The organism is Streptococcus mitis SK575 (assembly GCF_000257865.1).
GTDB lineage: Bacteria > Bacillota > Bacilli > Lactobacillales > Streptococcaceae > Streptococcus > Streptococcus mitis_CQ.
This window is the reverse complement of sequence record NZ_AICU01000070.1, coordinates 1-8,543: the sequence shown is the minus strand read 5'-3', so window position 1 is coordinate 8,543 and position 8,543 is coordinate 1. Positions and strand designations below refer to the sequence as shown.

Here is an 8,543-nt window from a genome sequence, read left to right as displayed (position 1 = left end):
TATTAAATCTAGGTTTACTAGATTCACTGCCACTATCTATTTATTCGCAAAAGAGACGAAAAAACCTGAGAATCATCTCAGGCTTGGTCATTAAATCTTTTTCTCAATACTGAAAAGTGGAGAAAGTGGGCGTTTTTCATGGATACGTACGATAGCATCTCCCAAAAGATGAGCGATTGAAATCTGCTCAATCTTATCAATCAAACGCTCTTCTGGCAGATAGATGGTATCCAAAACAACCAATTTCTTAATAGCTGATTTTTGGATATTGTCCATAGCAGGACCAGAAAGAACTGGGTGCGTACAGCTCGCATAGACTTCAACAGCACCAGCTTCTGCAAGGGCATCCGCTGCATGACAAATCGTTCCAGCAGTATCAATCATATCATCAATCAAGATACAAGTCTTGCCTTCGACCTTACCGATGATGTTCATGACTTCACTGGTATTCATCTTATCAACACTGCGACGTTTGTCGATGATAGCGATAGATGTTTTCAAAAATTCTGCCAACTTACGGGCACGAGTCACTCCTCCATGGTCTGGGCTGACAACCACATAGTCAGAACCAACCATGCCACGACGCTCAAAATAATCCGCAATCAGAGGAGCCCCCATCAAGTGATCCACAGGAATATCAAAGAATCCTTGAATCTGCGCAGCATGCAAGTCGATGGTCAATAAACGATCCACTCCAGCTACTTCAAGCATATTTGCGACAAGTTTTGAAGTGATTGGCTCACGCGCTCTCGCCTTTCTATCCTGACGTGCATACCCATAGTAAGGCATGACAACATTGACAGATTCTGCACTGGCACGCTTCAAAGCATCCACCATAATCAAAATTTCAAGCAGATTGTCATTTACAGGCGAACTAGTTGATTGTAAGATAAAGACGTGTTTCCCACGGATTGATTCTTCGATGTTGACCTGAATCTCTCCATCTGAAAATTGGCGAACACTTGATTTCCCCAACTCTATCCCAATCTCCTGCGCCACACGTTCTGCCAATTCTTTATTAGAAGAAAGGGCAAACAGCTTTAAATCAGAAAAAGACATGATTTCCTCCGGTATATATGTATCACTTGTGCTTTTCACAAGATTTTCCATCTACCATTGTAGCGCTTTTTACACTATTTTTCAATCAAAAATAAAAGAAGGGCACCATATTTGTACCCTTGCATCATTCTTTTAAAAAATATTCTAGTTCATCAACTCATCGTTCTTCTCAACAAAGCGATAAGCCTGATAAAAACCATAAAGAGTAATAGCTGTAACCACTGGAATCGCTAATGGCAACTCTGTCTCCAATTCTACAAAAGGAGAGTTAAACAAGAAATGAGTTCCCAAGGCTAAACCTAGGAAAATAAGGCCCTGTTTCTTGCCAACCTTTTGTCCTTTATAGGCTCTGTAAAGCAAGTAAACACCTACTACAGCCAGACCTGAAAAAGTCCAGTGAGAGGCAATTCCTGAGATGATACGCTCTAAAATCCTCGAAATAGTAAAGTCAAAGCCCTCTGGCAAATCCGTACGAATATAGCCAATATCCTCAATCATTTGGAATCCCAAACCTGAAGCAATCCCAAGTAAAAACAAAGATTTTAATTTTCGCACAGGAACCAAAGCCAAAACAAAGACAAGTGGCAATAATTTCAAGGGTTCTTCTACTAAAGGAGCCACAATCGCACTTTCAAAGGCATTTAAAAATGCACTATCTGGGAAAAGAACGCCCAGTAAATCATGGATATAGGTATTAGCAAAACTAGACAACCAGCCTGCAAGGAACATCCCACCCAATAAAGACAAAATCAAGGCATTCTTTGGCAATTCCCATTTTTTCCCAATACGGAAAAGGAAATAAAGAGCCGGAATCATGTAAAAGAGAGCTAGAAAGATAGAAACTCCCATTAGTCCATATTCCGCACCTGACATCGAACCGTCCGTATAGTAGATGGTTTCATACTGCAAACCAATACATAGCAATAAAATAAAAATAAATAAAATACTGTTTTTCTTCATACACTTTCTCTCTAAATGAATTTTTTACAATTCTACGACTGTCATACTTCCTGTATCCACATCGTAAATAGCACCAGAGATAATGACATCATCTGGTATTAGGGGAGACTCGATAAGGAGTTGCATATCCTCACGTACACTCTCCTCTATATCTTGGAAGGGCAAGAAATCCTGGTCTGATACATCGACACCTAGTTCCTCTTTCAGATACTCCTGAAAAGGACCATTTTCAAAGGTCTGAGCACCACAGTCTGTATGGTGTAACACCACAATCTCTCTTGTCCCCATTTGTTGCTGGGAAATAACCAGCGAACGAATCATGTCTTCTGTCACTCGACCACCTGCATTCCGCAAGATATGAGCATCCCCAAGTGCCAAACCTAAAGCTTGCGCAACGTGCAAACGTGAGTCCATACAGGTCACAATGGCAACTCTTGTTTTGGGTTTAAGTGGCAGATTTAACTGCCCATGTAGGGCAACATAAGCCTGATTGGCTTGCATAAACTGTTCAAAATACGACACGATTCCCTCCTCGAAAATTTGATAATCAAATATTTCTCCTATCTTATCATTTTTAAGAGGATTTGTCACGGATTATGCAAAGACCTTTTTCAAAACTTCCTGAATCGTTGTCACCCCAATAACCTGAATTTCCTTGGGCGGGGTGATTCCTGTCAAGGAATTCTTAGGCACATAAATCTTAGTAAAGCCCAGTTTAGCAGCTTCATTGATACGTTGCTCGATACGATTCACGCGCCGAATTTCTCCTGTCAAGCCCAGTTCGCCTACAAAACATTCCTGAGGATTAGTTGGCTTGTCTTTATAACTCGAAGCAATGGCAACTGCAACAGCTAAGTCAATGGCAGGTTCATCCAATTTAACACCGCCAGCAGATTTAAGATAGGCGTCCTGATTTTGCAAGAGAAGACCTGCCCGCTTTTCCAAAACAGCCATAATCAGACTAGCACGATTAAAATCAAGTCCTGTCGTCGTACGCTTAGCATTTCCAAACATAGTCGGTGTCACCAAAGCCTGAACCTCAGCCAAAATAGGACGTGTCCCTTCCATGGTCACAACGATTGATGAACCAGTTGCTCCATCCAAACGCTCTTCTAGGAAAACTTGACTCGGATTGAGTACCTCAACTAATCCGCCCGACTGCATCTCAAAAATCCCAATCTCATTAGTGGAGCCAAAACGGTTTTTGACCGCTCTCAGAATACGGAAGGTATGGTGACGCTCCCCTTCAAAGTAAAGCACCGTATCCACCATATGCTCCAACATACGAGGCCCAGCCAAGGTTCCTTCCTTGGTCACATGCCCTACGATAAAGATGGCAATGTTATTGGTCTTGGCCAGTTGCATAAGCTCAGCCGTCACCTCACGCACTTGAGAAACAGATCCCTGCACCCCTGAAATCTCAGGAGACATAATAGTCTGAATGGAGTCAATAATGAGGAAGTCTGGTTGGATGCGCTCCACCTCAGCTCGAATACTCTGCATATTGGTCTCTGCATAGAGATAAAACTCGCTATCAATATCTCCCAAGCGTTCCGCTCGCAACTTGATTTGCTGAGCAGACTCCTCCCCACTGACGTAGAGAACTGTCCCTACTTGAGACAACTGGGTTGAGACTTGTAGGAGAAGAGTCGATTTCCCGATTCCAGGATCCCCACCGATTAGGACGAGACTTCCTGGTACCACTCCGCCTCCAAGTACACGGTTGAATTCCTCCATCTCTGTCTTGGTTCGATTGACATTAATGGAGGTCACTTCAGCCAGTTTCATGGGCTTGGTTTTCTCACCTGTCAAGGACACACGCGCATTTTTGACCTCGACAACCTCAACCTCTTCTACAAAAGAAGACCAAGACCCACAGTTGGGGCATCGTCCCAGATATTTAGGGGAATTATACCCACAATTTTGACACACAAATGTCGCTTTTTTCTTTGCGATGATAAACCTCTTTCTATATCTCTAACTCATACTCAATCACTTGGCAAAAATCAATCTTCTCGTCTGGTACAAATTGGCGCATGAGCATTCGATGAGCAACAACTACCACAGTCTGATGTTCTCGATACTTAGACATACATTCTAGAAACCGAGACTTCATCTCCGCAGCTGTCTCATATTGAATAGGACTATTAGGAAGTAATTCCCCCTTATTTTCTAGAAACATAGTACGAGCTTTTTCAAAATTATCTGTGCCACTTTCATAGACCTGCCATTCATGCAATAATGGCTCTACTCTCAAAGGAAGTCCCGTAGTACAAACTACATAAGAAGCCGTTTCTAAAGCTCTTGTGACTGCAGAAGATACGATTATTTCAGCTGACGAGAGTAAAGAATTTTTGCTCAATTCCTGAGCTTGCTGCCGTCCCTTCTCAGACAAGGGCGCCAAATCTATCCCAAAACCCGTATAAGAACGCTCCTCTAACTCACGGTAATCTGGCTCCCCGTGACGTACAAAGATAATCTTCATCTTAGTGTCCAGTTGACCCAAAACCACCAGTTCGCACACCATCAGCTGCATCTCCATCTGCAATTAAGAAAGGAGCAAAGACAGCCTGGACAACACGTTCTCCAACTTCAAGAACAACCTCTTGGTCTGTGATATTCTTCATCTGCGCAAAAATATGCCCTTCATTCCCAGGATTTCCATAATAGTCTCCATCAATAACGCCAACTGAATTAATTAAAACCAAGCCCTTCTTACGAGGGTTTGAAGAACGATCATAAAGGTAAAGAACCTCAGTCGGCTGCATATAGGCCTTAACCCCTGTTGGAACCAAGACAATCTCTCCTGGAGCGATAACTGTGCGCACTGCAACCTTTAAATCGTAACCAGCCGCATGCGCTGTCTCACGCTTGGGCAATAAATTTTCATCTGTAAAACTAGAAACCAATTCAAAACCACGAATTTTCATCATCTTCTCTTTTCTATTATCATTTATTCTAGATTATTCTATCTTATTTATTCGGAAAAAGCACGAAAAAAAGAGCACACAATTCAAATCGCTTAGGGCTGCTGGATTCCTCCCCTGACCCGCTTCACGCAGAACTGTTGCTCCACTATTTATTATATCACATTCCTATTCATTTTAAAAGAAAAATTATTTTTTCCGTCTATTTCTAAAAAAGTCCTGCATAATAGCTGCGCATTCATCTTCCAAAATTCCCGTTTCAACCTCCACACGATGATTGAGACGCTCATCTGTCAAGATATCGTACAAACTCCCAGCAGCGCCAAATTTCTGGTTTTTAGCCCCATAGACCACGTTTGGAATACGGGCGAGTCCAATCGCCCCACTACACATGACACACGGCTCAATGGTCACAAAAAGCGTGCAATCCAGCAAGCGCCAGCTCTCCTCACTCAGGTTCGCATTCTCTATTGCCATAATCTCCGCATGCATAATCGCTCGTTGCAACTCCTCACGCGCATTATGCCCACGGCCAATGATTTCTCCGTCCTTGACAATCACACAACCAATTGGAATTTCATCGTGTTCAAGAGCAATCTCAGCCTCTTTCAATGCCTCTCTCATAAAGACTTCTTTTTCTTCAACTGTATAATTCATCCGTTTCTCTTTTCCTACTTATCGATTTTATTATATCATGAATACCAAGACAAAAAAAGCCACCGAATGCGGTGACTTTATAGGGAGATTATTATGAAAAAGAAAAGTTTAGGATATTTGTTACAACAAGTTAGGAGGTCTTCTTGTAACTGTCTATAGTATACCCGACCTATCTTAAACAAATCTTAAAAATCTCTTAGGACCAAACACTTTCTAAAATATTTGTTTGTTCACGACCAGGACCTACTGAGAAAGTAGAAATACGAACGCCAACCAATTCACTCACACGACGAACATAGTTACGCGCATTCTCAGGAAGATCTTCCAAATTACGAACTCCAGTAATATCTTCTGACCAACCTGGTAACTCTTCATAGATAGGCTTGCAACGCTTCAATTGCTCAAGACTAGCTGGATAATAGTCAATACGTTGACCATCAAGATCATAGGCCACACAGATTTTCACTGTATCTAAACCACTCAAAACATCGATAGAGTTCAATGAAAGATTAGTAATACCAGAAACGCGACGACTATGACGCATCACAACTGAGTCAAACCAACCCACACGACGTGGACGACCAGTTGTTGTACCATATTCATGACCTACTTCACGGATACGTTCTCCCACTTCATCAAACAACTCAGTTGGGAAAGGACCGTCTCCTACACGACTCGTATAGGCTTTACATACACCTACAACCTTGTCAATCTTACTTGGACCAACACCAGAACCAATTGTCACACCACCAGCTACAGGGTTTGATGACGTAACAAATGGATAAGTACCTTGGTCAATATCTAGCATAACTCCTTGTGCACCTTCAAAAAGCACACGTTTACCGTTATCAAGCGCATCATTCAAAATGACAGATGTGTCTGTCACATATTTCTTGATTTGTTGACCATATTCATAATACTCTTCAAAAATATCATCGAAGGCGATAGCTTTACTATCATACAATTTTTCAAAAAGACGATTCTTTTCAGCAAGGTTACGTTCTAAACGCTCACGGAAAATATCTTTATCTAAAAGATCTGCGATACGAATCCCAACACGAGCAGCCTTGTCCATATAAGCTGGACCGATTCCCTTGATTGTAGTACCAATCTTATTGTCGCCCTTAGCTTCTTCTTGCAAACGATCCAACTCGATATGGTATGGCAAAATAACATGCGCTCGATCAGAAATACGCAAGTTATCAGTTGTCACACCCTCCTCATGAAGATAGCTCAACTCTTTTACAAGAGATTTAGGATTTACAACCATACCATTCCCAATAACAGAGATTTTTTCAGGGAAGAAAATCCCAGATGGAATCAAGTGCAACTTAAATTTCTTACCATCGATCACAATCGTGTGACCTGCATTATCACCACCTTGGTAACGCGCAATCACTTCTGCATTCGCTGAAAGGAAGTCTGTAATCTTCCCTTTACCTTCATCACCCCATTGGGTACCTACAACAACAACTGAAGTCATAATCTTGTCTGAGCCCTCAGGCTCTTCCTTTCTCACATACATGGCAGGACTCTCACCTGCAATTATATCTTACAATTTATTATAAGAAAAAATCGCCTTTTTATCAAGAAGAAACAATGGAAAGATTTGCTATTTCCAACTATTAAAAAATGATTTAGAAAAATTACCAGCTATTTATTGTTATATTGCCATAAAAAAGTAAGTTTGTTCGGAAATTAACTCAGACTATCTCAACAAGAAATAAAACCTTGTTTCATTATCATCTTTTCAAGATACAAACGATAAGCAACACGATAATGGTAAACGATAAAATCCCTACGACACCCAATGCCATATCTAACTAAATAATAAATCAAAAATTTAAAATGAAAATGTTCCCATTCCCAACTATTATCAAAGAAAGTAGCATACTCTTCTTCGATACTGTCATAGAAATCAGTCATCTGATCATAAATATTTTGTAGCATAAGCATACACTCCTTTACTTTTTATGATCTTATTCTAACAAAAAATTTTAATTAATCATTAATAATTCCTGAATTGTTAAAATACCAACCTCAACAAGATAAAAAATAGGAAAAGTTGACAGAATAGAAATAAATTTATTACCTAAATTAGACTATGATAAAAACCTTATTGACTGCGTTAAATACTAAAAGAGACTGAGGAAAAAAATCTTAAAATAAGAAAAACGCATATTATTAGATATTCAAATCTATGTAATCTTGCATTATCTATAATAGCTGATGGTATGCTTAATGTCTGTATAGTCGCTTAGTTTAAAATGCGCATGTTATAATAAAGCTATGCATATCTAGTAGAGTGAAATAAGAGATGAACAAATCGATTAGGAAAGTCAAATTAATTTCTAGAAATATTTTTAGCAGTTGTAACATACTATTATAGTTCCAATCTACTATATTGACGAAACGGGAATCGCCCCCTACCTCTATCGTCCTTATGATGCACGGACTCCTAGAGAGGAGAAAGTATATGAAAATATTATCGGACGGCGTTTTGAGCGGACTTCAATTGTTTCAAGAAAAGTAGAGGGAGAGTTTATAGTTCCTATTTGTAAAGTGGTTCAAAATGCAACTCCTACCTACTTTGAAGAGACTTCATATTACAACTTACAACGCTAAATTAGAAGCGACTAATAATCTCATTAAACTTATCAAGCGAAATGCCTTTGGATTTCGGAACTTTGAAAACTTCAAAAAAAAGGATTTTTATCGCTCTGAATATCAAAAAAGAAAGGACACATTTCGTCCTTTCTCGAGCTTAGCTTTTCTTCAACCCACTACAGTTGAAAAAGAGCCTAGATTATTAATTACATAACAAAAAAGAGGCTGAACCCCCCTTTAATTAACTACTCCGCCAGTAGGACTCGAACCTACGACATCATGATTAACAGTCATGCGCTACTACCAACTGAGCTATGGCGGAATAAAGCTAAG

9 protein-coding genes, 1 tRNA gene, 1 other RNA gene and 1 pseudogene are annotated in these 8,543 nt (G+C 40.1%); 1 reads left to right on the top strand and 11 read right to left on the bottom strand.

From position 1 onward, the window contains the following. Positions 1–90: 90 nt before the first annotated feature. The 10 genes from HMPREF1048_RS08850 to comW form a co-directional block, all read right to left on the bottom strand. Positions 91–1,059, bottom strand: coding sequence for a ribose-phosphate diphosphokinase (locus HMPREF1048_RS08850; protein WP_000010158.1), 969 nt, complete (start codon positions 1,057–1,059; stop codon positions 91–93). Positions 1,060–1,203: 144 nt separating this feature from the next. Continuing rightward, entirely contained in the window at positions 1,204–2,019 is an 816-nt protein-coding gene (locus HMPREF1048_RS08845) for a PrsW family intramembrane metalloprotease (RefSeq protein WP_000742252.1), read from the bottom strand. A 24-nt stretch (positions 2,020–2,043) separates the two neighbouring features. Next, positions 2,044–2,541: a beta-class carbonic anhydrase gene (locus HMPREF1048_RS08840; protein ID WP_004237611.1), complete on the bottom strand. Its 498-nt coding sequence runs from the start codon at positions 2,539–2,541 to the stop codon at positions 2,044–2,046. 72 nt (positions 2,542–2,613) lie between these two features. After that, positions 2,614–3,975, bottom strand: coding sequence for a DNA repair protein RadA (radA, locus tag HMPREF1048_RS08835; protein ID WP_080568553.1), 1,362 nt, complete (start codon positions 3,973–3,975; stop codon positions 2,614–2,616). Positions 3,976–3,988: 13 nt separating this feature from the next. Next, positions 3,989–4,546: a histidine phosphatase family protein gene (locus tag HMPREF1048_RS08830; protein WP_000226977.1), complete on the bottom strand. Its 558-nt coding sequence runs from the start codon at positions 4,544–4,546 to the stop codon at positions 3,989–3,991. Further along, complete coding sequence (locus HMPREF1048_RS08825) at positions 4,506–4,949, bottom strand: dUTP diphosphatase (protein ID WP_000701987.1); 444 nt, start codon at positions 4,947–4,949, stop codon at positions 4,506–4,508. The genes HMPREF1048_RS08830 and HMPREF1048_RS08825 overlap by 41 nt, the downstream gene beginning before the upstream one ends. 56 nt (positions 4,950–5,005) lie before the next feature. Beyond that, positions 5,006–5,103: signal recognition particle sRNA small type (gene ffs / locus HMPREF1048_RS12790), an RNA gene on the bottom strand. A 32-nt stretch (positions 5,104–5,135) separates the two neighbouring features. Further along, a complete protein-coding gene (gene tadA, locus HMPREF1048_RS08820; protein ID WP_001110107.1) occupies positions 5,136–5,603 on the bottom strand; it encodes a tRNA adenosine(34) deaminase TadA in 468 nt (155 codons plus the stop codon). Between the two features lie 196 nt (positions 5,604–5,799). Continuing rightward, entirely contained in the window at positions 5,800–7,086 is a 1,287-nt protein-coding gene (locus tag HMPREF1048_RS08815) for an adenylosuccinate synthase (protein ID WP_001832534.1), read from the bottom strand. Positions 7,087–7,316: 230 nt separating this feature from the next. Beyond that, positions 7,317–7,553, bottom strand: a complete 237-nt coding sequence (gene comW, locus HMPREF1048_RS08810; protein ID WP_000940044.1) for a sigma(X)-activator ComW — start codon at positions 7,551–7,553, stop codon at positions 7,317–7,319. A 667-nt stretch (positions 7,554–8,220) separates the two neighbouring features. Here comW and HMPREF1048_RS08805 point away from each other — a divergent pair. Continuing rightward, positions 8,221–8,371: pseudogene (locus HMPREF1048_RS08805) on the top strand (transposase); the annotation flags it as partial. Between the two features lie 87 nt (positions 8,372–8,458). Here HMPREF1048_RS08805 and HMPREF1048_RS08800 read toward each other — a convergent pair. Next, positions 8,459–8,532 (bottom strand) — tRNA-Asn (locus HMPREF1048_RS08800). Positions 8,533–8,543: the final 11 nt, after the last annotated feature.